The 24,735-nt window shown below is 49.8% G+C and carries 23 protein-coding genes, 1 pseudogene, 1 CRISPR repeat array and 1 riboswitch (1 of these 26 running past the window's edge); of the genes and pseudogenes, 14 read left to right on the plus strand and 10 right to left on the minus strand.

All coding sequences use genetic code 11. From position 1 onward, the window contains the following. Positions 1-201: 201 nt before the first annotated feature. From IJG50_04350 to IJG50_04375, 6 genes and pseudogenes are all read left to right on the plus strand, one after another. Complete coding sequence (locus tag IJG50_04350; protein MBQ3379082.1) at positions 202-3,807, plus strand: S-layer homology domain-containing protein; 3,606 nt, start codon at positions 202-204, stop codon at positions 3,805-3,807. Between the two features lie 650 nt (positions 3,808-4,457). Further along, positions 4,458-5,054 carry a type IV toxin-antitoxin system AbiEi family antitoxin domain-containing protein gene (locus IJG50_04355; GenBank protein MBQ3379083.1) on the plus strand — a complete coding sequence of 199 codons (597 nt, stop codon included), beginning with the start codon at positions 4,458-4,460 and terminating at the stop codon, positions 5,052-5,054. After that, positions 5,051-5,878, plus strand: a pseudogene (locus IJG50_04360) (nucleotidyl transferase AbiEii/AbiGii toxin family protein). Before IJG50_04355 ends, IJG50_04360 begins: the two are co-directional and overlap by 4 nt. A gap of 436 nt (positions 5,879-6,314) precedes the next feature. Continuing rightward, positions 6,315-7,307, plus strand: a complete 993-nt coding sequence (dusB, locus tag IJG50_04365; GenBank protein MBQ3379084.1) for a tRNA dihydrouridine synthase DusB — start codon at positions 6,315-6,317, stop codon at positions 7,305-7,307. Between the two features lie 15 nt (positions 7,308-7,322). Continuing rightward, positions 7,323-7,910: an RNA polymerase sigma factor gene (locus tag IJG50_04370; GenBank protein ID MBQ3379085.1), complete on the plus strand. Its 588-nt coding sequence runs from the start codon at positions 7,323-7,325 to the stop codon at positions 7,908-7,910. Positions 7,911-7,952: 42 nt separating this feature from the next. After that, positions 7,953-8,930 carry a zf-HC2 domain-containing protein gene (locus IJG50_04375; GenBank protein MBQ3379086.1) on the plus strand — a complete coding sequence of 326 codons (978 nt, stop codon included), beginning with the start codon at positions 7,953-7,955 and terminating at the stop codon, positions 8,928-8,930. A 145-nt stretch (positions 8,931-9,075) separates the two neighbouring features. Here the strand turns inward: IJG50_04375 and IJG50_04380 are convergent, their stop codons facing one another. Genes IJG50_04380 through IJG50_04395 form a run of 4 tightly spaced genes read right to left on the minus strand, consistent with a single transcriptional unit; the run spans position 9,076 to position 13,165 of the window. Further along, positions 9,076-9,774, minus strand: a complete 699-nt coding sequence (locus tag IJG50_04380; GenBank protein ID MBQ3379087.1) for a hypothetical protein — start codon at positions 9,772-9,774, stop codon at positions 9,076-9,078. Positions 9,775-9,787: 13 nt separating this feature from the next. Further along, complete coding sequence (locus IJG50_04385; protein MBQ3379088.1) at positions 9,788-10,909, minus strand: undecaprenyl/decaprenyl-phosphate alpha-N-acetylglucosaminyl 1-phosphate transferase; 1,122 nt, start codon at positions 10,907-10,909, stop codon at positions 9,788-9,790. A 27-nt stretch (positions 10,910-10,936) separates the two neighbouring features. Then, on the minus strand, positions 10,937-11,950 hold the full coding sequence (gene trpS / locus IJG50_04390) for a tryptophan--tRNA ligase (GenBank protein MBQ3379089.1): 1,014 nt from the start codon (positions 11,948-11,950) through the stop codon (positions 10,937-10,939). A gap of 24 nt (positions 11,951-11,974) precedes the next feature. Then, on the minus strand, positions 11,975-13,165 hold the full coding sequence (locus IJG50_04395; GenBank protein MBQ3379090.1) for a PLP-dependent aminotransferase family protein: 1,191 nt from the start codon (positions 13,163-13,165) through the stop codon (positions 11,975-11,977). A 249-nt stretch (positions 13,166-13,414) separates the two neighbouring features. Here IJG50_04395 and IJG50_04400 point away from each other — a divergent pair, with 249 nt between their 5' ends. Continuing rightward, positions 13,415-14,857 carry a glutamate--tRNA ligase gene (locus IJG50_04400; GenBank protein MBQ3379091.1) on the plus strand — a complete coding sequence of 481 codons (1,443 nt, stop codon included), beginning with the start codon at positions 13,415-13,417 and terminating at the stop codon, positions 14,855-14,857. A 43-nt stretch (positions 14,858-14,900) separates the two neighbouring features. Next, positions 14,901-15,557 (plus strand): rubrerythrin family protein, encoded by a 657-nt coding sequence (locus IJG50_04405; protein ID MBQ3379092.1) that lies wholly within the window; start codon positions 14,901-14,903, stop codon positions 15,555-15,557. 105 nt (positions 15,558-15,662) lie between these two features. On the opposite strand, the gene IJG50_04410 is transcribed toward IJG50_04405, so the two are convergent. From IJG50_04410 to IJG50_04435, 6 genes are all read right to left on the minus strand, one after another. Beyond that, positions 15,663-15,824 carry a hypothetical protein gene (locus tag IJG50_04410; GenBank protein MBQ3379093.1) on the minus strand — a complete coding sequence of 54 codons (162 nt, stop codon included), beginning with the start codon at positions 15,822-15,824 and terminating at the stop codon, positions 15,663-15,665. A 32-nt stretch (positions 15,825-15,856) separates the two neighbouring features. Then, on the minus strand, positions 15,857-16,588 hold the full coding sequence (locus tag IJG50_04415) for a hypothetical protein (GenBank protein MBQ3379094.1): 732 nt from the start codon (positions 16,586-16,588) through the stop codon (positions 15,857-15,859). Between the two features lie 75 nt (positions 16,589-16,663). Continuing rightward, positions 16,664-17,074, minus strand: a complete 411-nt coding sequence (locus tag IJG50_04420) for a hypothetical protein (protein MBQ3379095.1) — start codon at positions 17,072-17,074, stop codon at positions 16,664-16,666. Between the two features lie 33 nt (positions 17,075-17,107). After that, positions 17,108-17,617: a hypothetical protein gene (locus IJG50_04425; protein MBQ3379096.1), complete on the minus strand. Its 510-nt coding sequence runs from the start codon at positions 17,615-17,617 to the stop codon at positions 17,108-17,110. A 406-nt stretch (positions 17,618-18,023) separates the two neighbouring features. After that, positions 18,024-19,232, minus strand: a complete 1,209-nt coding sequence (locus IJG50_04430) for a metallophosphoesterase (protein MBQ3379097.1) — start codon at positions 19,230-19,232, stop codon at positions 18,024-18,026. Between the two features lie 17 nt (positions 19,233-19,249). Then, complete coding sequence (locus tag IJG50_04435) at positions 19,250-19,870, minus strand: class I SAM-dependent methyltransferase (protein ID MBQ3379098.1); 621 nt, start codon at positions 19,868-19,870, stop codon at positions 19,250-19,252. A gap of 190 nt (positions 19,871-20,060) precedes the next feature. Here IJG50_04435 and IJG50_04440 point away from each other — a divergent pair, with 190 nt between their 5' ends. The 6 genes from IJG50_04440 (at position 20,061) to IJG50_04465 (ending at position 24,641) form a co-directional block, all read left to right on the plus strand. Further along, on the plus strand, positions 20,061-20,561 hold the full coding sequence (locus IJG50_04440; GenBank protein ID MBQ3379099.1) for an RNA polymerase sigma factor: 501 nt from the start codon (positions 20,061-20,063) through the stop codon (positions 20,559-20,561). After that, positions 20,548-21,303, plus strand: coding sequence for a hypothetical protein (locus tag IJG50_04445; protein ID MBQ3379100.1), 756 nt, complete (start codon positions 20,548-20,550; stop codon positions 21,301-21,303). Before IJG50_04440 ends, IJG50_04445 begins: the two co-directional genes overlap by 14 nt. Before the next feature lie 117 nt (positions 21,304-21,420). Then, positions 21,421-21,528: riboswitch (TPP riboswitch) on the plus strand. Positions 21,529-21,663: 135 nt separating this feature from the next. After that, entirely contained in the window at positions 21,664-22,467 is an 804-nt protein-coding gene (gene thiD / locus IJG50_04450) for a bifunctional hydroxymethylpyrimidine kinase/phosphomethylpyrimidine kinase (GenBank protein ID MBQ3379101.1), read from the plus strand. 4 nt (positions 22,468-22,471) lie between these two features. Continuing rightward, positions 22,472-23,134, plus strand: coding sequence for a thiaminase II (tenA, locus tag IJG50_04455; protein MBQ3379102.1), 663 nt, complete (start codon positions 22,472-22,474; stop codon positions 23,132-23,134). 2 nt (positions 23,135-23,136) lie between these two features. After that, positions 23,137-23,889: an ABC transporter ATP-binding protein gene (locus IJG50_04460; protein MBQ3379103.1), complete on the plus strand. Its 753-nt coding sequence runs from the start codon at positions 23,137-23,139 to the stop codon at positions 23,887-23,889. Next, positions 23,886-24,641 (plus strand): ABC transporter permease, encoded by a 756-nt coding sequence (locus tag IJG50_04465; protein ID MBQ3379104.1) that lies wholly within the window; start codon positions 23,886-23,888, stop codon positions 24,639-24,641. The genes IJG50_04460 and IJG50_04465 overlap by 4 nt, the downstream gene beginning before the upstream one ends. A 48-nt stretch (positions 24,642-24,689) precedes the next feature. Further along, positions 24,690-24,735: a CRISPR direct-repeat array (repeat unit 36 nt); it runs 371 nt beyond the window's last position.

A 24,735-nucleotide genomic window follows, 5' to 3' on the forward strand; every position in this document is an offset into this window, starting at 1 on the left:
CTGTCACCGGATACAGCATAAAGACTCCGGGGAACTGAGAGTAACAGATGATGAGAAAAACAGAGGCGTTTTTTATGACGCTGTACTTAAAAACCGGTGGCAAAAAGCGTATCTGTGTTGTATAATCGAAATAAAAGAAATCGAAATGCACTGATCCGTCCTGAGGATTATTGAAACTGAGCATAAAAAAGGAGGCCCTCCATGAAAAAAAGAATACTGTCCCTTATTATCTGCGCCGCACTGGCGCTGAGTCTGCTGCCCGTGGCAACGCTGGCGGCGGAGACTGCGTACTCCATCACCTGCGAGGGCGGGGTCACTGCCCTGGTGAACAGACAGAAGGTGACAGAGGCCCCTGCGGGGTCGATGGTCGTTCTCTCCGGCTTCACGCCGGGGGCAACCCTGACCGTAACGGACGCGAACGGGCAGCCCGTGCCCCTGAATGAAAACGTCTTCACCATGCCCCAAAGCGATGTGACGGTGAGGGCGACAGAGAGCGACGACCCGGCGCCGCCGGAACCGACGGACCCGGAGTACTATGGAGGGAAAGAAGATCCTGATTCCTGGCAAGAACTGTTGACACGGATGAGGGACGGGGAAACCGTTAAACTGACCGAGGATGTGACCCGCACAACAGAGGATACGATCAGCTTTAATGGCACACTGGATCTGAACGGCTATTGTCTGGATGGAGGAGATAAATTCAGCACACCCATCATAAACGGCGGCAAACTGACGATCTGCGACAGCAGCACAGCCGGAACAGGAAAAATAATATGTCATAGCAACTGCGCGATTCGCATTGAAACTGGTTCCTCCCTGACCCTTCTGGGAGGCAGCATCACCGGAATCGAGACTGGCGTGTGTGTGTCCGGCGGTAGCTTCATCATGACCGGAGGCAACATCACCGGGAGTTGGAACGGCGTATTAATTGAAGTCAGCCCAAACGACGGGAACAGCGGCAGCTTCACCATGTCCGGCGGCAGCATCACCGGAAGCGGGACCGGCGTGAATGTGTCCGGCGGAAGCTTCACCATGACCGACGGCAGCATCACAGGGAATGAGCTTGGCGCGCTTGTGAGTGCGTACGGCAGCTTCACCATGACCGGCGGCAGCATAACCGGGAACAAGACCGGCGTGAATTTGAACAACGGCAGCTTCAGCGTATCCGGCAGCCCCGAGGTCACGGGAAACGTAGATGAATGGAATAATACGAGCAATGTGTATCTGGACTCCGACAGTCCCTTAACCGTCGTCGGGCACTTGGAGGAGGGCGCGGCCATAGGCGTGAGCACATGGAATTATGAGCCCGGAGTGTTCGCCCGCGGGACTGATAGCTATACCCTCACCGATGAGGACATTTCCCATTTTTCCATCGATGACCCGTCCTATATCGTTGTTCTGAACAACAATGGCGAAGCGGAGCTGGTGAAGCCGGTACCGCTCTACCAAATCAAATACCTGGCCGACGTCACCGTATTGTTGAACGGTCAGAAGGTCACTGGTACGGTTGCGCCCGAAGACGGCCAAATTAATTTCAAAGTCCCGGAGGGAGTCTCTGTCGCCTTTCTCTGCCCTGATACAGGCAGAGGCTGTCCGATTCTGAACTCCCGTTGGGAGTTTTATGGCGACAGTGGTTATTATAATGATGCATCGAAAATCTCCTTCCCGGCGGGCCGTGCTTTCATCATGCCCCCGGCCGATGTGACGGTAGTAGTGGGAGAGTATGCGGAATTCGTTGAAGCAAACAGTTGGGATAAACTGTATGCCTGGCTGGAAAAAGGGAAAAACGTCCGTCTGACTGGGAATGTGGATCGCACTGTTGATGAATCGCTGCACGAATGCTCCGGGGTGCTGGATCTGAACGGATGGCAGTTGGACTGCGGAGAAGGGTTTCACGAGCCCATTATAAACGGCGACAGCCTGACGATCATGGACAGCAGCACAGACGGGAAAGGGAGAATAATATACCATAACTACAGACCTATCAGTGTTGGAACTGAAGATGGCTTTATTAACGTATCTTCACTTACGCTTCTCGGCGGCAGCATCGAGCCTGCGGAGGGTGTGGAAGGCGGCACCGCGGTGAACATAAGAAAGGGCGGCAGCTTCCTCATGACCGGCGGCAGCATCACCGGGAACGAGTACGGCGTGTATGTCGAGGGCAACTTCATCATGACCGGCGGCAGCATCACCGGGAACGAGTACGGCGTGTATGTCGCGGGCAACTTCATCATGACCGGCGGCAGCATAACCGGGAATGAGAAAGGCGTGATTGTGAATTCAGGCGGCAGCTTCAGTGTATCCGGCAGCCCCGAGGTCACGGGAAACGTAGATGAATGGAATAATACGAGCAATGTGTATCTGGACTCCGACAGTCCCATAACTGTCGCTGGATCTCTGGAGAAGGGCGCGGCGATAGGCGTGAATACATGGATGAACGAGCCCGGCGTGTTCGCCCGTGGAACCGAAAGCAATACCCTCAAAGAGGAAGACCTGAAGCATTTTTTCAGCGACGCGGAAGGCCTGACAGTCGCTTTGAACGACAATGGAGAAGGAGAACTTATCAGCTCTGCGCCCGGCGGCTGGCCGCCGGACAGCGGTGAGATATATCTTATCACTGCAATAGACGCCGATACAGGCGATTTACTGCAGGGCGCAAAAATCACGATCATCGAAAAGGAAACCGGCAAAGTGATCGATGAGTGGACAAGCACTGACGGGCCTCATGAGAGCCTGAGTCTGAAAAAAGAGACCGTGTACATCATGCGTGTGCTCGAGACCCCGGAGGGCTATGAAAAGCCGGATGACGTTGAGTTCATGATCAATGAAACAGAATGGAATGGTATCACAGTATTATCGGGGCCCGGCGAGATAACGAACGACGGCTTACGGCTGTTATTTAAGCAAAAGCCCGCGCAGCCTGCCCACAGAGGCGGCGGAGGAGGCGGCGGCAGCGTCACCTACGCGGTCGCTACGGACAGGGCGCAGAACGGCAGTGTAAGCGCTTCTCCCACAAATGCGGCGTACGGCAGGAAAGTGACGCTCACGGTTACCCCCGATGAGGGATACAGGCTTGACAGCCTGACCGTAACGGATAAAAACGGCAATGAGGTTTCCGTGACTGAGAAGGGCAGCGGCGTATACTCCTTCACCATGCCGGACTCCAAGGTCACCGTAACACCGGTCTTCGCAATGATAGCGTCGCCGGATCCCGATAACGGAGAGGACTTTGGCGCGGACGCAGACTGCCCCTTAAACAGATTTACCGATGCGAGTCCCGCGGCGTGGTATCACGACGGCGTACACTGGGCGCTCGAAGAGGGCGTGATGAACGGCGTCGGAGCCGACAGATTCGCACCCGACGGCACGGCGACGAGAGCGACGGTGGTCACCATGCTCTGGCGACTTGAGGGAGAGCCCGCCGGCGCTGACGATCCCTTTGACGACGTGCCTGACGGCGCGTGGTACGCGCCCGCTGTAAGCTGGGCGGCAGAAAACGGCGTTGTAAACGGAACGAGCGAAACTACGTTTGACCCCGAGACTTCGGTCACCCGCGAGCAGCTTGCGGCGATACTCTACCGCTATGCACAGTCAAAGGGGCAGGGCTTTAGCGAAGCTTGGGCGTTTCCGCTCGATTTCTCCGACGCGGCCGACGTGTCGGAATACGCTTATGAGCCGATGTGCTGGATGACGATGAACGGCATAATCACCGGTATGAGCGGCGGAACGCTTGCACCGAATGAGAACGCGACACGGGCACAGATCGCTACCATGTTCATGCGCTTCTGCAATGTGAGTGAGGAGTAAAAGCCTGTATAGACGAACGGACCCATTTGCAAAATAACGAATCAATAAGATAAATAATACGCCTCCGAATCAATCAGTTCGGAGGCGTTTGTCTGTCATACCGTAATATAAATTGTGAATCTTATGTGAATTTCAATAAGTCTCTCGGTAAAGGCTCAAAAACCCAGTGTTTATGCGGCTTTCTAAGGATAACAATTTTATCCAAACCGCGTTTTACGACAGATTTACAACAAATGAGAGTTTAGTACAGCAAAGTTTATCTATGATGTGGCCGCATATTTGAAAACGCTGTTCGGACATGCTGTTGGTGGTGTCTGTCCGTTTGGCGTCAATTAAGGCGTGATGATCTACCTTGACGAATCACTGAAAAGGTTCCCGACAGTTTTCCATGCAAGCGGAAGCAGTAATAGCGCGATTGAACTGTCAATTGCTGAATTGGAAAAGTATTCAGGCCTTGCAGCATGGCTTGATGTTTGTAAAAACTGGCAATCCTGTGAAGTCTATAAAGGAATGAAAACGAGTCTCTTTGGCCATCACACAGGCGCTCCTTCTGGGGCGTCTTATTTCGTGCCGGTGGTTCCTTGAGGTTGACTTTCGAAAGAAGATGTGATATAATTCCAAACGAAAGTCAACTAAAAGGAGGTGCTTCCATGAACAACATTAATCCGATAATTATGGATGCACTATCGAAAAACAACAACATGGTCACCACCTCGCAGGTTCAGGAACTGGGATTTTCCAAACAAACTCTGAGCAATTATGTGAAAGCCGGGCTGCTGGAAAGAATCCGACAGGGTGTTTATATTATCCCTGATGCTGTACATGACGATATGTATACGCTGATGCTCAGGTCAGAGAGCATTGTTTTTTCGCATGAAAGCGCGTTGTTCCTACATGGCATTTCCGATCGGACTCCGTTCATGCATACAATAACCATGCCCAGCAACAAGGTTGTACCAGGTTCGATTAAGGATGAGTGTATCTGTTTTTATATTAAACCAGTGTGGCACAAGGTCGGTGTAATGGAAAAGCCGACCACATTTGGACATCCGGTGCGATGTTATGATGTTGAGCGTACGATTTGCGATTTCCTGCGGACTCGGAATCGCTGTGATGAGGAAACGGTGATCTCTGCCATCAAGAATTATGCGGCTTCTGACAACAAGGATCTGAATCGACTTTCTGTCTATGCTGAAATGTTCAAAGTGGAGGGAGAGCTGAGAAAATATATGGAGGTGCTGCTATGAGTTCAAAGGCGATGAGTTTGAAAGCCAAAATCAGAAACTATGCCAAAGACAAACGTATAGCGGCACAGGTGGTTCTCCAAAACTATATGTTTGAGCGGTTCCTGGCCCGTTTGTCACGATCGGAATATAGGGACAAGTTTGTGATCAAAGGCGGCATGTTGATTGCAGCAATTGTAGGTCTTGACACCCGATCCACAATGGATCTGGACACTACACTCAAAAGATTGCCACTGACAGAAGAAAAAATCCTTGATGCAGTAAACACAATCAGCAAAATCGATCTGGGTGATGACGTGTCCTTTGAAACGATATCCATAGACCCGATTCGAAAGGATGATATCTATGGCGGCTATTGTGTGAGAATCAATGCGATCTACGATACGATAGTCACGCCTCTCTCTGTTGATGTTTCTACGGGAGATGTCATCACGCCGGGGGCTGTCTTATATGAGTTCGGCGGGATTTTCGATGAGAGTGTGCAGATCAGTCTATGGGGATACAATATTGAAACTGTGATGGCAGAAAAGGCGGAAACCATTCTCAGCCGTGGTGTATTTAATACAAGACCAAGGGATTATTATGATGCTTATATTCTCAGTACAACATAGGAATATGACAAACAGCTGTTTGAGGAGGCACTTAATGCTACCGCTGAGCACCGGGGCAGCGTGGAAAGTATAGCAGACCGCGTCGGGATAATCGAGAGAATATCTGAAAGCAATGAACTTCTGAACATGTGGAAAAAGTATCAGAAAAGGTTTACCTATGCGGGTGGAATCGAGTATGCGAATATTATGAAAGCACGGCGGGAATTGCTTTTGTGAATGTAAGGGGAAGAAATAGCGATGAAATACAGCATTGTTGATGGATCAGAAAAAATGAACGTCGATGCAGTCATCCGACTTCTTCGTATTACGTATTGGGCAGATAAGCGTTCAGCTGAGCAGATCGAAAAGTCTATGCAGCGTTCATCGTGTTATGGCGTGCGGGCTGGATAATGGAAAAAACTTGTCGGTTTTGCAAGAGTCATCAGCGACTACGCTACAACATATTATCTTTGTGATATTATTATTGAAAAGCCTAAAACAATAGGAAACATTATAATGTGAGATTATAATCGATGATTAGATAACAAAAAAAGAATATTTTACTGATAAAACATAAAAAATCCGGGTCATAACTGTATCAAACAAAATAGAACAGTTGCGCGATTTAAAATTATGATGTATACTGATTTTATATGTGAAAGCGGGAGCATTTATGGATTTTGCAGGCATAAAGGTAAGAAATAATATATTTTTGGCTCCCATGGCGGGAGTTTGCGACAGAGCATACCGTGAAGTCTGCATGGGCATGGGCGCCGGTCTTTGCGTTTCAGAGATGGTAAGCGCAAAAGCAATATGCTATAATGATAAAAAGACGGAATCTCTTTTGGCATTCGGAGAAAGCGAACGCCCGTTTCTTATCCAGCTTTTCGGAAGCGAGCCCGACATAATAGCGCGCGCTATAAACATAATAGAAACGAAGCTTTCGCTTCATCCCGACGGCTACGATATAAATATGGGCTGTCCCGCGCCGAAGATAGTATCAAACGGCGAGGGCTGCGCCCTTATGAAAGAACCCAAGCTTGCAGAAAAGATAGTGAGAGCGGCATGTGCCGCAACAGAGCTTCCCGTAAGCGTAAAGCACAGAAGCGGCTGGGACAAGGAGCATATAAACGCCGTTGAATTTGCGCTGAGGATGCAGGAGGCGGGCGCATCTTTTATAACGCTGCACGCGCGCACGCGCGATCAGTTTTATGCGCTCAGAGCCGACCTTGAGCTTTTAAAAAAAGTAAAAGACGCGCTTTGTGTGCCCGTTGCGGGAAGCGGCGATATCTTTTCTGCGAAGGACGCGGCGCATATGCTGAGCTTTACGGGATGCGACGCCGTTATGGCCGCGCGCGGCGCGCAGGGCAACCCGTGGATATTTCGCGATATTATTTCTTATCTTGAAAGCGGCAAAGAGCCGAAGCGCCCCTCCATGCGCGAACGCATGGAGACGATGATAAAGCACGCAGAGCTTATGTGTTCCTATAAAGAGGAGCGCGCCGCTATGCGTGAGTTTCGCAAGCATATAAACTGGTACATAAAGGGCATAAAAAATGCAACCGTCTATAAGAACCGCGCAAATACCGTTTCATCGCTTGACGGGCTTTATTCGCTTTCGGCTGATATAATCGCATCGTATGAGGACACGAATACGTTTTTATAAAGGAGGTGCGAGGATTTGGAAAGAGACGATAATATAGATCTGATCATAAAACAAGTGCTTGGCGGCGATACCAACGCTTTTGAGCTTATTGTAAAGCAGTATGAAAAGAAAGTATACAACCTCGCACTTAGGTATCTGAAAAATCGGGACGACGCGCTGGATCTGTCGCAGGAGGTATTCATTCAGGTATACAATAATCTTGCGCAATTTCGCAAAGAGGCGCAGTTTTCAACGTGGATATACCGCATAACGTATAACAAATGTGTTGATTGGCTTAGAAAAACACAGAAAATAAAGCGCAATGTAGTTATGTCTATCGACGATGAAAATTTCTTTGAAACGCGCGACAATAAGGCCTCTGTAGAGGAGAGCTACGAGGGGCGAGAGACGCTTCTTGGCGTAATGAAGATAATAGACACGCTGCCTGCCGACCAGCGTGACGTGGTGATGCTTAGGTATATAAAGGATCTAAGCTACGCACAGATAGCAGATGTTTTACAGATAGCCGAGGGTACCGTAAAATCGCGTCTTAACCGCGCACGATTAAAAATTAAAGAACAACTTCATGAAAGCGGAACAAAAACGCTTTCATGGCCGTCATAAAGAACAAACGGCAAAAATAAGTTACGGGGGAGGTGACTTTATTTGGCCTGCAATGAGTATATTGATCTTATTTTCAAGAAGATCGACAAAGAGATAACGACCGAAGAGGAGGCAGAACTCAACGCGCATTTTGAAATGTGTTCCGAATGCCGCGATGAGTATCATGAGCTTTGCGCGCTTGAAGATACGCTTTTAAGGCTGCCCGAAGAGGACGTGCCGCAGAGCTTTGCGGCCGAAGTCACCGAGCGCATAGCGGCGCAGAGCCTCAAACCTAAAAAAATAAGATTCAAGCCGTATTTCTCGCTTGCGGCGGCGTGCGTGGTGCTTGTCGTTGTGCTGTTTTATAATGTGATCGACGGCACGCTCTATAAAAGAGACGCAATAATTGAAAACCCGAGAAGCGCCGTAAGCGAAAATGCGACCGAAGGCGCAAGCGACATGGGCGAAAATATGTATGATCGTGCGACCGATGAGACAGTCAATGGATCTGAGGACATCAATGATTACGAGTTTGATGAAGCGGCGGCCAAGCCTCAGGAAAAACCGCATCTTTTTAACGCAGCGGATACGGGCAATAGTTCGTCCGGAGACAGCTCGTCCGGCAGCAGTTCGTCCGGTAGCAAAGCATCGGCTGAAGAATACGCCGCAGAGTCTTACGATGCGGCCGACGCAGTAATGCAGGAAAGCAGCGAGGCAGAAACTTTTGACGATGCGCAGGACTTTACCGACATCCCCGATGAGAGCGTACCGCTTGTAGCGGCTATCCAATCCGCCCCGCAAGACGATATGCTAAAAAACAGCGAATATGCGACGGTAGCGTCGGTAACGATAACACAGTCGAGCCTTGAGGGATCGCTTGACGGATTAAGCTATACGCTCAAAGAAGATGACGTTTACGAGATGAGCGAAGAAGACTTTGAGATATTCAAAGAGCGCATGGATGAGCTGGGAGTAACCGTGAGCGAAGAGAGCCACAATCCCGAAAGCAATATCGTAATGATAATCGTTTCAATACAGTAAGCGAAAAAGAGCGCGTCGAAATTAGTTTTACCCAACTTTTTTTCGGCGCGCTTATTATTATTGGACCGAGGCCCAAAAGGAAAGCAGGCGTTTAAAAAAGGCGCCTGCTTTTTAATAATATTATCTTTATTACTCGCATCGAAGGCTATGAAAACACGCTTTCATTGCTCACGAAATATTCGATATCCACCGTTTCGAGAGTATACACCGTTTGCTCGCCAAGCTTGCTCTCAACGCGCAGGGGTATGCCGTCGGAAGCGCGGACAGCGTACTTTTCTATGAACTTAAGCTCGGGATCGCCGTAAGAAAACGATATCACGGCGTCGGCCCCTTCATATTCGAAAGTGATATCCGAGATGTTTTCGGACGGTCCGTTTTTAAGGAGAAGCACGGGATCGCAAAGGCTTGCCGTGCTTCCCAGATAATCAGAGTCAAACCCTTCGCGGACAAGGGTCTCGCCCGTTTGCATGTCATAAACGCTAAGCGTTTCGCCGTCGTATATCGAATACATAAGCTGTGTGCCGGCGGATGAGTATTTGTCACAGCGCTCGCGTGCGCCCGAGACCTGCTTTACGACGGTATAAGACGCCTCGTCTTCATCGAACATGTACGTTACGCGGCACGTCCATGTATATTCGGCAGGCGTTTTTATATGCGCAAGCAGCTCGCCGAGCTTTTCGCCGTCAAGCGAAAGCTTAACTACATCGTCGCGGCTTTTAACGGAGTCGCTTTCAAGCGAATCGTAAGGAAAGCCGTCCTTTGCGCTGCCTCCGCCGGAAAAGCTGCATCCGGCAAGCGCGCATACTATTATGATAATAACGATAGAAATAACGATCTTTTTCATAGAAATCTTTTATTCAAATGTCGTCGTCGTCCAAAATACGGTGCCGCTCTTCATCTTCCTTCTTTTTTTGCTCGTCAAGCGCCTTTCTGTGCGCGCGTTCGCGTTCAAATATTTTAAAGGCGATAAAGCCCACTACGAAAATGCTCACAAGCAGAATGACCGCCTTGAACATATCGTCGGACGCCCATATTATTGCGCACAGTCCCAAAAGCGCGCTGATGATATAAAGTATAGCAACGGTCTGCTTCTGAGAAAAGCCCATGTCAATGAGCCTGTGGTGAAGGTGTCCGCGGTCGGCAGTCATGGGCGACTGTCCTTTTGCGAGACGGCGGACGATAGCGAACAGCGTATCGAATATCGGCAGACCCATAATGAGGAACGGCACGAGGAAGGATATTATCGCATAAAACTTAAAGAAGCCCGTTATGGATATCGTAGCGAGGATGTACCCTAAGAACATCGCGCCGGTATCGCCCATAAATATCTTTGCTGGATTGAAGTTATACGGTATAAAGCCGACGCAGCCGCCCGTCAAAGCAGCCATTACTATCGCCACCTGAGGCTCCGCTATAAACAGCGCTATGAACAGAAGCGAAAGAGACGATATCGCCGATACGCCTACCGCAAGGCCGTCGAGCCCGTCTATAAGGTTTACGGCGTTTGTAACGCCGACTATCCATATTATCGTTATGGGTATGGAAAGAAAGCCGAGAGAGATATAAGGGCTGCCCACGGGCAAAATGTTGGAAAACATCTCTATTCTCACGCCGTAAAACAGCGGTATTACGGCTGCCACGACCTGTCCGGCAAGCTTTATTTTTGCTTTAAGCTGCACTATATCGTCTACAACGCCCAAAACGACTATGACAATGCATCCGAGCATTATGCCTCTAAGCTCCGTCGTTATATCGCAGAACGCGAGCATAGAGAAGATAAAGCCCATGAATATCGCCATTCCGCCGAGGCGGGGAATAGGCGTTTTATGCATACGCCGGTCGTCTTTCGGCACGTCCATTGCGCCGACACGGGTCGCAAACACCTTGACGAGCGGCGTAGTGGCAAACGATATGACGCCCGAAAGCACGAAAGCTGCAATGAGCGCTATGATATTTATGTCAATATTGTTAAAAATCATAACTGCACCTTTTAAAGACAGAAATTATTATCTTATAAGTCCTACTTTTCTGTATACCTTGGAGAGCGTTTTATTCGATAAATACTTTGCTCGTTCGCTGTTCTGGGTATACATCTTTTCAAGATAAGCCTTGTCCGAAGAAACTTCCGCAAAACGCTCGCGCACGGGGGCGAGCGCATCGGATACGGCTTCTCCGACCGCAAGCTTTAAGTCGCCGTAGCCCTTTTGGGAAAATTCGCTTACGCATACGTCCATATCCTTGCCCGTTACGGCGGAATATATGGATAAAAGATTTGTCACGCCCTCGCGCCCTTCTTCGCCGGGCGCAAAGCGTATCTCTGCAAACGAGTCGGTAACGGCGCGCTTGAACTTTCTTATTATCGTGTCGCGGTCGTCTAAAATGGCTATCGTGGAGTTCTCGTTAGTATCCGATTTCGACATCTTTTTAGTCGGGTCGGTAAGACTCATTATTTTTGACGTTTCCTTTACGGTAAAAGGTTCCGGCACCTTAAAAGTGGGGCTGTATGTGTTGTTGAAGCGTATCGCAATGTCCCGCGCAAGCTCCAGATGCTGTTTTTGGTCTATGCCTACGGGCACAAGGTCCGCCTGATAAAGAAGTATATCGGCCGCCATAAGCACGGGATATGTAAAAAGGCCCGCGTTCACGTTGTCTTTATGCTTTTGAGCTTTGTCTTTAAACTGAGTCATGCGCGAAAGCTCGCCGAATTGCGTATAGCAGGAGAGTATCCACGAAAGCTCCGCATGAGCGGGCACCTGACTTTGGATAAATACCATCGTTTTTTCAGGATCGAGGCCGCATGCTATAAGCAGGGCATAAGTGTCGAGCACACGCTTTCTAAGTATCTTTGCCTCCTGGCGTACCGTCAGCGCGTGGAGATCGGCCACCATATAATAGCACTCGTACTGGCTTTCGGGGTCGTTCTGAAGTTTTACCCAATTTAAGACTGCGCCTAAGTAGTTGCCCAGCGTTATTGCGCCGGAGGGCTGTATTCCGCTTAAAATTATTTTTTTATCGCTCATTTTGTTACCTTCCCAGTTTGTCGCTTATTTTAGTTCTTCTTTTATTACCGCGCCCAATATTTCCATGCCGCGCACTATCTGTTCGTCGGACGGAGTGGAATAGTTAAGGCGTATCGCAAAGCTTTCTTCGCTCGTGTCTACCAAAAAGGCGCTGCCCGGCACTATTGCGACCTTTTTGTCGAGCGCCGCGCGCGTAAGCTTCGTTATATCGGTGCCGACGGGCATTTCGCACCATACGAAAAGGCCGCCCTCGGGCGTTACTACCTTTACGCGGGGGTCGAAATGAGCCTTTGCGCCGTCGAGCATAAGGCGGCTCTTTCTTCCGTATATCGACTGCACCTTCTTTACCTGTGCGTCGAAGTCGTATTCCGTTAAGAATTTATGAGCAAGTATCTGAAAGAACATATTCGTATGCACGTCGGAGCACTGCTTGGCAACGGTCATTTTTGCGATTATGGGCCCCGGAGCTACGCAAAAGCCCAGGCGTATGCCGCTCGAAAGCGTCTTTGAAAACGAGCCCACATATATTACGATGCCGTCCTCGTCGAAAGATTTTATCGTCGGCACGTCGTCTCCAGCGAAGCGAAGCTCGCCGTAGGGGTTGTCCTCCAATATAAGCACGCCGTATTTTTTGCAGATCTCGTACATGGCCTTGCGCTTGTGAAGCGGCATTGTCTTTCCCGAGGGGTTCTGGAACGTGGGTATCGTATAGACGAAGCGCACGTTTTTATTTGACTTTATCGCATCTTCAAGAGCCTCTATGTTCATGCCGTCGTCGTCCATGGGAACGCCTACAAGCTTTGTATTGTATGAACGGAACACATTGAGTGAGCCGATGAACGACGGACTTTCGCATATAACGACGTCGCCTTCGTTGCAGAGTATCTTTGTCGAGAGATCCATTGCCTGAGTAGCGCCCGAAAGTATCACCGTGTCGTCAAAATCACGGCCTATGTTGAAGTGAGACTTGTTTCGCGCCTTTAAGTCGGCGATGAGCGGCGCGAAGCCTTCGGATATGCCGTATTGCAGCGCGGGAATGGGGTCGTGCGCGTATATATCTGCGCTTATTTTTGCCATTATTTCAACGGGAAAAGATTCGGAAGCCGGATTGCCCGCCGCGAACGGGATTATATCGGGATTTGACGCATATTTTAATATCTCGCGTATAGCAGAGGGTTTTAAGGGATTTATTTTATCGGAAAATGTATAATTCACAAAGGGCACCTCTTTTATTATTATTTATTCTATTTATATTAACATAACTAATATGGGATTGACAATGTTTTTCGCTTATTTTTGAAAATATTCCTCTGCTTTAAAGCCGGAAGTACGTTTTTAGAACAAAAGGTCTATAATTCTTTTTCGCATTGAATAGCATAATTTCTTTTTTGTATGGATTATATGAAGCAAATATGATATAATTTAAAAAAACATTCAAAGAACTACCAAGGAGGTCACAACGCCATGCAGACGCGCACACGCTTTGCGCCAAGTCCCACGGGATATATGCACGTGGGCAATTTACGTACCGCACTTTACGCATATCTTATAGCGAAAAAGGATAAGGGCAGCTTTATACTGAGGATAGAAGATACAGACCGCGGCAGATTTATTGAAGGCGCGGTGGACGTTATATATAAGACCTTGAAGGAGACGGGACTTAAGCACGACGAAGGCCCCGACGTGGGCGGAGATTACGGCCCTTACGTTCAGTCGGAGCGCATGGGCCTTTACATGGAATATGCAAAGGAGCTTATTGCGCGCGGTCACGCATACTACTGCTTCTGCGGCAAGGACGAAGAGGAGCAGCCCCACGGCCACGACAATAAGGGCGCGCAGAAATATGACCGCCGCTGCCTGAGACTGAGCCCCGAGGAAGTAAAGGCCAATCTTTCTGCGGGCAAGCCGTTCGTTATAAGGCAGCGCATACCCGACGGAGGTTCGACTTCCTTTACCGACGAGGTGTACGGCACTATAACCGTTGACAACGACGAGATAGAGGATCAGATACTTATTAAGAGCGACGGGTTCCCGACTTATAACTTTGCAAACGTCATAGACGATCACCTTATGGGGATCACGCATATAATCAGAGGCTCGGAATATCTTTCTTCAACGCCCAAGTATAACCTTCTTTATTCGGCGTTCGGCTGGGAGATACCTAAGTATGTTCATTGCCCGCCCGTTATGAAGGACGCGCAGAACAAGTTAAGCAAGCGCAACGGCGACGCATCTTACGAAGACCTTATAGAAAAAGGATATTTAAGCGACGCCATCTTAAATTATATAGCGCTTCTCGGTTGGTCGCCCGGCGGCGAGCGTGAAAAATTTTCGCTTCCCGAGCTTGTAGAGGCGTTTTCCGTGTCGGGCATATCCAAGTCGCCCGCCATATTCGACCCGGCAAAGCTCGAATGGTTAAACGGCGAGTATATAAAGGCGCTCTCGCCCGAAGAATTCTATGAGATTGTAAAGGATCGTCTGTCGTCGTTTTTAAACGACAAGGACCTTGATATCTACACGCTTTCAACGCTTCTTCAGAAGCGGACGACAAAGCTTACCGATGTTACAGAGCAGTCCGACTTTTTAAACGAGCTTTCTGACTATGATCCGCAGATGTACGTTCATAAGAAAATGAAGACGACTCCCGAAAGCTCGCTTGCGGCGTTAAAGGAAACTCTCCCTGTGCTTTCCGAGCTTCAAACGTGGACTATAGATGCGATACACGACGCCATGATGGGTATTGTGGCGAAAAAGGGCGTTAAAAACGGTCAGATACTTTGGCCGCTGAGAACTGCCGTCTCGGGCAAGGCGGTGACTCCCGGCGGAGGCGTGGAGATTGCGTATCTTTTAGGCAAAGACGAGACTTTAAGAAGAATAAACGCGGGAATAAAAAAGCTGGAACAGTAAAACCATAAATATAAATTATAAATAAAAAAGGGAGGTAAAAGTTATGGCAAAATTCAAGTGCAAGATATGCGGCGAGGTGTTTGAGGCTCCGAGCGCAGCCGAGGCTGTATGCCCCAAATGCAAGGCAAAGGGCGACAAGTTGGAGGAAATAAAGACAGAGAATAAAAATCCGTATGCGGGCACGCAGACAGAGAAAAATCTTGAGGCGGCTTTTGCTGGCGAATCGCAGGCGCGCAACAAGTATACGTATTATTCGTCTGTAGCTAAAAAGGAAGGTTATGAGCAGATAGCAGCTCTCTTCCTTAAAACGGCCGACAACGAAAAGGAACACGCAAAGATGTGGTTCAAGGAACTAAACGGCATAGGCAATACGGCCGAAAATCTCGCGGCGGCGGCCGACGGCGAGAATTACGAGTGGACAGATATGTACGAGGGCTTTGCAAAAACTGCCGAAGAGGAGGGCTTCCCCGTGCTTGCGGCCAAGTTCCGCATGGTAGCGGCTATAGAGAAGCATCACGAGGAGCGCTACCGCGCGCTTTTAAAGAATGTTGAGATCCAGGAAGTATTCAAAAAGAGCGAAGTGAAGGTTTGGGAATGCCGAAATTGCGGTCATATCGTAGTCGGAACGAACGCGCCGGAGCTTTGCCCCGTATGCGCTCATCCGCAGAGCTATTTCGAGATAAACGCAGAGAATTATTGATATTTTTTAAAGAGTAAGCGGCGCGGCCTTTCGGCTTCGCCGCATAAGACAGTTTTATTACAATTGGCAGGTATGGCATGACCTTTGGGTCATGCCATACCTGTTTCATTTTACCTGCACCGCGCCGTGTTCGCCGATGATCAGGGTAACGGTGCAGGGAATGGACACCGTGATGAGCCGTGTGCCGAATGAATCCACATATGCTTTTGGGGACAGGGCAGATGAAAGAGTAAGAATGAGAATCAGTATGCCGATTGTTCTCTTCATCTGTCTTACCCCGATCTAATCAGCAGTTTTGTCTAATTAAGGTTCTCCAACGCGGAACTATAAGTGACCGTGGTCGTATACGTTCCGGGCACAGCAGAATACCAGTCACTTTCCGTGATTATCAGAAGTGCCGAAGGGCAAGACGAAGTCGTAAAATACCCGGCGGGGATGCTGCCACCCTGTAAGTTCAAATAGGAGTAATATCCAAGCCTGCGCATCTCGTTGGCAGGGATCTCCCTTTCACCGCCGAGATATACTACGGTGAAGGGGATCGTATTGGTCCCGCTTGTCAGAGTTCCGGTATGCTGCATATAGTAGGAAATACGCCTGTTGTGACCGAGCAGATCCTGATTTTCGGCGTCGCAGGTAATAAACGTATTGTCGCTTGTGAAGATGGGTGTTCCGTCCGGCTCAAAGGTACTGATCGTCACGCTGGCCGGGATGTTCAGCGTCCACTCAGGCGACGCCTGCGTCTCGACAGTATAATAAAGGATATACTCGCCGAGAGAGGTATACCGGGTAGCCTGTCTGCCGTTAACGGTGAGCGTCGTATCATTTGTCAACGTATAGCTTCCTTCTTCGCCGGTTTTGACTTTGATTTTGACGATGATCGTATAGGTTTTTCCGTCCTCAAATGTATCGGAATCGGTCATAACAGTATCTCCGTCTTTGATTACGATACTGTCTACTTCATAGTGAGCTTCGTCGGGGACTGTTCCGTTCAGGTTGGGTTGTGCGCCCGCAGCCGGAAGCGTCATAGTCACAGAAGCATCTGTGATCGCTGTGCTCGAAGAAGACCCGGCAGGGACTGTGTATTCAAGCGTATAGATTCCGGTTTCCTAATTTAGAGTATTCTTATTTGCTGAGAGGGTATTGTTTACGGTCAGCGTATTCAGACCGCCTTCTGTATTGTCGAACTTGTAAGGATTGATACGGTCGATTTGAATGGCGAGCGTGTATGTTTTTCCCGCTTCATAGGTGTAAGTGGTACTGTCATATAGATTGCTGCCGTTCTCGTCCACAACTGAGGTGATTTGCGCGGTATACTTTTCGGCGTCTGCTGTGTTTGCCGCAAAAGACGGATTTGCTCCGGCAGAGGGCAGACGGATCGTCACACTTGCGCTTGTGATGATCTGCGCCTCCGGGATCGTAACCGTAAGAGTCTGGCTGCCGCTGGTGTCTGCATACGCCGTTAGGGACAGACAGCACAACAAAGTGAGTGCCAGCACGATAGCAAAAAATCTTTTCATGGTCTTTCCTCCTGTAGTATTATATGTCTTGAATCAATAGACTTTCAGCTTAATAGGACTGTTTGCGCCGTTCAAGGGTGTTTTTGCAGCGTCGTTAGTGACGCATTCATAGATTAAATTAGCGTCATATTCTCCGGGAGAAAGGGTATGTACCAGCACCATCGGCGCTGAGGTTTCGCCGGGTTTCAGAAATGTTGACTGCCATAGTACTTCTCCGTCCATGAAGATGGTGACGCGAAACTGGGCAAAATTTTCCGCAGGATTGGTAAATGTTTTGGCCTGCTCCGTCTTATCCGCGTCCAGGTTGATCCATGCCATCTGCGGCAGCGCGATCTGATCAGTCAAGTGTTCCTGGGTTTCGGTCAGGGCAGCGGGCGCTTCGATCGCCTGGCTTGTCGGTGCGTCTTTGTTTCTCGTCATGATAGCCCAAACAGCGACAAGGATCGCCAGGATCGCGATAACGGCAAAAACGATCAGAAGGATATCCCGGCGATCCTTTCCTTTCTTCTTTTCGGATGATACATGCTTGCCGATTGTTGTCACCTCCCCGATCAGTTTCTCCGGAGGGAAGAGAAAGCCCTCCTTCGGCAGTCTCGAAGGAGGGCAAGAACACCATATAATCCCCCGAGGCATAATACGCGTCTCAGAGGCTTTGTCTGTCCTCAGAAGCTTTGTCTGTCCTCAGAGGCTTTGTCTGTCCTCAGAGGCTTTGTCTGTCCTCAGAGGCTTTGTCTGTCCTCAGAGGCTTTGTCTGTCCTCAGAGGCTTTGTCTGTCCTCAGAGGCTTTGTCTGTCCTCAGAGGACTAAGGTTATAATAATCCTTTTTAAGGATGCCACAAACTCATAGAAAAGTCAAGGCTTTTGGGGTGTTACATACTGAGATATTTAACTTCAACTAAAAGCATAGCAAATAAAGATGCGCCGTTTTCGGGGGCGTCTTTTTTTATTATCACAGAGCAAACCGCGTATGGTCGCGTCCCGCTTCTTTTCGCACCGACGAAAGATACCGCCCCGTGAACGTGCCGCTCCTTTCCCACAGAGCGCCGAGGCGTCCGTTTGGGTCACGGTCTTCAAGAGAGCGCAGGTCGCCCGAAAAATAGGCGAAATTCGCTTCCTGCGCATATGATATCATCGCACGCTTTTCATCGGATGAGAAGGGCTTATCCGAAAGCTCCTTAGTCGTTTGAAGCGCTGTCTTTTCGTCCATGCGGCGGCGGGCATAATCGGCGAACGAAAGAAGGTTCTTATCGCTCATCTTTTGCGAAAGAGCCCATGAGGAAACGTCTGCGCGCCTTGTAGTATAGCAAAGCTCGTCGCCGTCCAAGGTGACGACGCCGTATTGACATGCGCCTACCGGCAGCGCGGAGGTCGCGATCTCCGTAACGCCGCCCTTCGTTAAAATGTGCTGTATATGCATATGCCCGCTCAAAAAGAGGCGTACGCCGTATTTTTCAAACAATTCGTAAAGAGCGGCCGCGTTCTTTATGACGTAGCCCTTATCGAATATGGAGTGACGAAACAGATTCTGATGTCCGACTGCGATGATGCGCATCCCGTTTCGCCGCGCATCAAAAAGCTTTGCCTCGAGCCATGAAAGAGTGTCTAAAGACACGCCGCACGGGCAGGCGGGGGAGTTCGCGTCGAGCATCACAATGAGCGTACCGCAAAGATCGAAAGTATACGAAAGCGAGGCCGCATCGCGACTTTTTGCGCCGCCGTATCCGAAATCACCGTAGATGTCGATAAAGCCGCCGCTCGTTACGGATCCTGTCTCTGTTACGTGTGTACCCGAGAATGAGAACGCTTTTTTATTCGATATATCATGATTTCCCGTAGTAACCAGCACGCATATGCCCGCGTCCTTTATAGGCTTCAGCTTTTTGGCAAGCCGCAAGTGGCTTTCTTTTTCGCCGTTAAAGCTCAAATCGCCTGCGATTATAAGCGCATCGGGGCGCATTTGCGCGATCTCGTGGAAAAAAGCGTCTGTCAGCGCATCGCCGTATTCTACGGTCTTGGCGTCGTTCGATACGACAAGACGCGAAAAAAGCCCGTTGTTTTCCATAAGAGAGGGCGAAAGATAATGTATATCTGCCGCCACAGCTATTTTAATCTTATGCTCATATGCCTTTTTATCCGCGTTTTTCATGTGATCAGTCATAACAGCACTCTCTTTTTTTATATATCCTTACGACCCACGGCGCATACCCAGCGCCCGTTTTCATGAGTATAGGCCAAAACAGTTGAAAATCCCGCGCCGCGCATAAGACAGGCAAGCTCGTCTGCCGAATAAAACGTCATAGAAAGCGCGCGGCCTATCTCCTCGTTCCCCGACAGACAGCCGTCCTCGTTGCATACAAGGAAAACGCCGCCGGGGGAAAGCATACTCAATATGTTTTTGAACGCGGAGGCGGCATTTTTCCAATAATACGTCGTTTCAAACGCAGTTACCGCGTCAAATGTGACGTCTTTATATAAAAGCGCGTCTGCGTCCGAAAGCGTGAGCGTAAGTCGTCCCGCCTTTATAAGCGAGGAGCAGAGCGAGGCCGTCTTTTTAAGGCTTGCCTGTGATATGTCGGCGCCGTAAAGATGCGAAAGCGGCGCGGCCTTGGCCATGTTGTAAAGGTTTTTTCCGCCGCCGCAGCCGACGTCGAGGATATTCTTAGCATTTTCTACGGAAATATGTCCGTGTCCCCATGCATACAGCAGCGCGTGATGCTCGTTCATGCGCTCGAGCATGAGGCGGCCGTATTCATCGTCGCGCGGGTTTGCCGCATTCAGAGTGACCTTATCTATCATATATGAGCCTCCTTGTACGATATATTCATATTACCACATTTAAGCGGCGTATGCATGCGCGAGGGCGAAGTTTTGAGGCGGTAAGGGCGTTTACAAAAAAACAGAGTTATAATTTTATAAAAAATTACTTCAATTTATCCGACATTTTGGCGTCATCAATTGTATTAGCAGTGAAAGGAGGCAAGGCGAGATGTCAAAATCTTTGCTGCGCACTGACAAAGAGATTGCGGAAATTTATGTACGCCACGTTACGACGGTTTATCGGGTCTGCTTTGCTTATATGAAAAATCCCGCCGATACAGAGGATGCGGTTCAGGATACATTCTTTCGGCTGATCAAGAGCGCTCCCGCTTTTTGCAGTGAAAATCATGAAAAGGCATGGCTGATAAGAACCGCTTCAAACGTATGTAAAAATGTTCTGCGGCATTGGTGGCGGAAGCGGAAGAATATAGAAGATTTCTATGATCTTCATGGCCCGGACAAAATTGAGACAGATGACGTTTTTCATGTGGTCATGGAGCTTCCTGAAAAGTACAGGACCGTAGTCTATCTGTATTACTGCGAGGGATACAGCGGCGCGGAAATCGCAGACATCATGAAGAAGCCGCAATCGACAGTCCGCAATTATCTGCACGAAGCTCGTGCCATCCTCAAAGAAAGGTTAGGTGATGATTTCAATGAAGAACAGTAAAATCATTGCTTCATGGGATAAAATCGAACCGAGCGATTCCGCAAACGAGCGTATGCTTTCTGCAATACTTGAGGAAAACCGCCGTGTTCACAAAAGAAAGGATAAGGCGATTTTTGTGTCACGCACCGAAAAGGCAAAAAAACTGTGTTTTTCTGCCGTAGTCTGTCTGGCGGCGCTTATTGCAATAATCGGAATTGCAGGCATCAATCTTAATTGGTTCGGCACAAAGGACATTGTCGGAAGTGATGCGGGAACGGGCGTTGACGGTACGGTGATGCCCGGCGGCTCTGTGCCCGAAGGCATTGATCCCGTGGTGTCGAGCGTTGCCGTATATCCCGCAGATAAAAGCCTGGCGGACATTGCGGACGCATCGCTGAAAGAACTTACCGAGGATGAGGCGTACAGCTTTGAAAAATTGAGCACGCATCTTCCGTCTGCGGCCGTTGACGGGTACCGCTTCGGGAATGCAAGCCTTTATGAAACAACAATGAAGGACGGGAGCAAGTATTATATGTTGAGGGTCGATTTTACGACTGGCGACGGGAATACCGCAGATTATTCGGTTCAGGTGACGAATTTTGAACCGCAGACCGAAGACGCAATTCTTACGTCGGATAACATCCCAAGTAATATTTCCGAAACGGGATACTTTCATTTTGTGATGAGCGGCATATACTTCGGCATGAATCCGGGCGATTTGACTTATGAAGAGATCATGCTGGTCGTTAATTCGATTGACTGATAATAAAAAAGCGTAATACAGACAAAGGCGCCTCGCTGCCGGTAAAGTGCCCGCAGATATCCGCGCCCTATGCGCGCCAATTTTATCTTGACAAATGTTAGCAAATGCGTTAATATAATTAACAAAGAGGGGAGCTCGCGCGAGCGGGCTGAGAAATGGCTTTTCGCCTATACCCATAACCTGATTTGGATAATGCCAACGTAGGGAAATAAGAAGCCGCGGGCAAAAGAAAGTCCTTTCGGGCGGAAAACCTCTTTTGGGTTTTCCGCTTTTTGTTTTGCGCACACACAGCGGCAGATCGGGGGCACCACCTTCTGTCGCATAAGAAAAGTAATGCAATCTGTTTGGGAGATGATTTAAATGAAAACAGCATTAACGATCGCCGGAAGCGACACCGGCGGAGGCGCCGGAATACAAGCGGATATAAAGACGATGACGGTAAACGGCGTGTACGCCATGAGCGCGCTTACGGCGCTCACCGCGCAGAATACCGTGGGTGTGCAGGCGATATACGAGATAACGCCCGAGTTCCTTTCGCAGGAGCTTGACAGCATATTCACCGATTTTACGCCCGACGCAGTAAAGATAGGTATGGTATTCTCGATACCGCAGATAAAGGTAATCGCAGAGAAGTTGAAACAATACGGCGCAAAGAACGTCGTTTTGGATCCCGTTATGGTGGCTACGAGCGGCTCGAAGCTCATAAACGACGACGCGGTAGAAGCGTTAAAGACGTATCTTATACCGATGGCGGACGTAGTGACCCCGAATATCCCCGAAGCCGTTATCCTTTCGGGCATGGAGATAAAGAGCGCCGAGGATATGGAGACGGCAGCAAAGAAGATAGGCGACGAATTCGGCTGCGCCGTGCTTTTGAAGGGCGGCCACAGCTTAAACGACGCGAACGACCTTTTATACCGCGACGGCGGTTTCAAATGGTTCAAGGGCAGACGCATAGACAATCCCAACACGCACGGCACGGGCTGCACGCTTTCGAGCGCGATAGCGTCGAATCTTGCGAAGGGATTCGATATGGACACGGCGGTGGAGCGCTCGAAGGAGTATATCTCCGGCGCGCTCGAAGCGATGCTCGATTTAGGCCGAGGCTCCGGTCCGATGAAGCATGCCTTCAACGTGACGGGCTATTTCGCCGAGGAGAGGTGAGCTTATGTCCGTTGCAGCTCGTCTTTTGGACGAAACGAAAGATATCTGGGCGCGCTACGACAGCCATCCGTTCGTTTTGGGACTCGGAGACGGAAGTCTTGACCGCGAGAAGTTCAAATTCTATATGATACAGGACTATCTCTATCTCATTGACTACGCAAAGGTGTTTGCGCTCGGCGTGTCAAAGGCCGAGGATACGGAGACGATGCGCTATTTTGCGAATTATCTTCATCATATACTCGACGTTGAAATGGATATCCACAGAGGCTATATGAAGCGGCTGGGCATATCGCTTTCGGAGGCGGAGAACACGCCCGCCGCGCCCGATACGGCGCTTTACGGCTCGTATATGCTTCGCACGGCATACGAATACGGCGCGGCGGAGGCGGCGGCGTCTATTTTGGCGTGCGCGCTCAGCTACGAGGTCATAGCTAAGAATATACTTAAGAAAAATCCCGACGCGGCGAAGCATCCGTTCTACGGCGAATGGGTGGAGGGCTACTCGAACGAGGAGTACGCCGAGGAGAATAAAAAGCTTACGGCTATGACGGAGCGTCTCTGCGCGGGCAAGAGCGAACGCGAGATACGGCGCATTTCGGAAATATTCACCGTATGCTCCGTGCTTGAAGAGCGTTTTTGGGACATGGCGTGGGAAATGAGGCGATAGCGATGCTTGAATTTCGTGACGTTTCATTCAAATATGACGCCGACGACTATACGATAATCGACGGGCTTTCGTTCCACGTTGACAGAGGCGAGTTCGTGTCTGTGGTAGGCCCGTCCGGCTGCGGCAAAAGCACGATATTCCGCCTTGTAAATCAGCTTCTTTCGCCCGACCGCGGAGAGATATTCGTTGGCGGCGAGAGCATCGCGGGGCGAAAGAATTACTGCGGATACATGCCGCAGAGCGACCTTCTTTTCCCGTGGCGCACCGTTTCGGGCAACGTGAGGCTGCCGCTTGAGATACGCGGCGGATACACGAAGGAAGAGATGGCCGCGCGCGTAAGCGAGGCGCTTAAGACCGTGGGGCTTTTTGGCACGGAGGAAAAAATGCCGTCGGAGCTTTCGGGCGGTATGCGCCAGCGCGCGGCGTTCGCGCGCACCGTGCTCACGGGTTCCGACCTTCTTTTGCTTGACGAACCGTTCTCCGCGCTCGACTACATCACGCGCATAACGATGCGAGAGTGGCTTCTGTCGCAGTGGGAGCGAGAGAAAAAGACGGTGCTGTTCATCACGCACGACGTAGAGGAGGCAGTGTTCCTTTCAAGCCGCATACTTGCGGTAAAACAAGCGCCGATAACGCATCTTACGTCGATAAAGGTGCCGCTCGATTATCCGCGAACGAGAAGATCGCTGGAGAACAAGGAGGCGGCACAGCTTAAGGACAGCCTTATAGAGATGCTTCGGAGGGATACGGTATGAAGAACAGAGCTTATGCAAATATCCCTGCGGTGATACTCCTTCTTGCGATAATCATGGCGTGGCAGTTCGCGGCAATGGGCATAAACGCGGCGTATATACTGCCCTCTCCCGTGCAGGTGGTCGTTAGGCTGTGGGAGCTTCGCGGGCCGCTTTTCGGGGCGCATCTTCCGGCCACGATGGAGGTAGTGGGCGTGGGTCTTCTTATCTCGATAGTGCTGGGCGTATTGCTTTCGGTGCTCATGGACAGAAGCCCCATAGCGAAAAAGGCGCTCTATCCTTTAATCATAGCGTCGCAGACGATACCTACGACAGCGCTTGCGCCGCTGTTCGTTTTGTGGTTCGGCTATTCTATATGGAGCAAGGTGCTCGTTACGATACTTATGACTTTCTTTCCCGTGGCGATAACGCTTTTTGACGGCTTTCAGTCGGTAAAGACGGAGCGCGTGGAGCTTATGCTCACGCTCGGCGCGACACAGAAGCAGATATTCTGGAAGCTCAAGTTCCCGTGCGTGCTGCCGTATTTCTTTTCGTCGATAAAGATGGCGATACCTATCTCGATAATAGGCGCGGCCATAGGCGAGTGGCTGGGCGCGCAGAGCGGACTTGGCTACTTCAGCCGCCGCATGATGACGCAGCTCGACGGCGCCGGCGTATTTGCGCCGATACTGCTTTTGTCCATAGTTGCGATGATAGTCGTGGGGATCATCACGATACTGGAGAAGAAGATAATAACGTGGCGCAATGATATGTAGGACGTGAAAGATAAAAAAACGCCTGGTGCGGAAGCATCAGGCGCTTTTTGATAAATGAGTAGAAATTCAAAGGAGTTATCCAACCGTCCCGCAT

Source organism: Clostridia bacterium (genome assembly GCA_017405765.1).
Taxonomy (GTDB): domain Bacteria; phylum Bacillota; class Clostridia; order Oscillospirales; family RGIG577; genus RGIG577.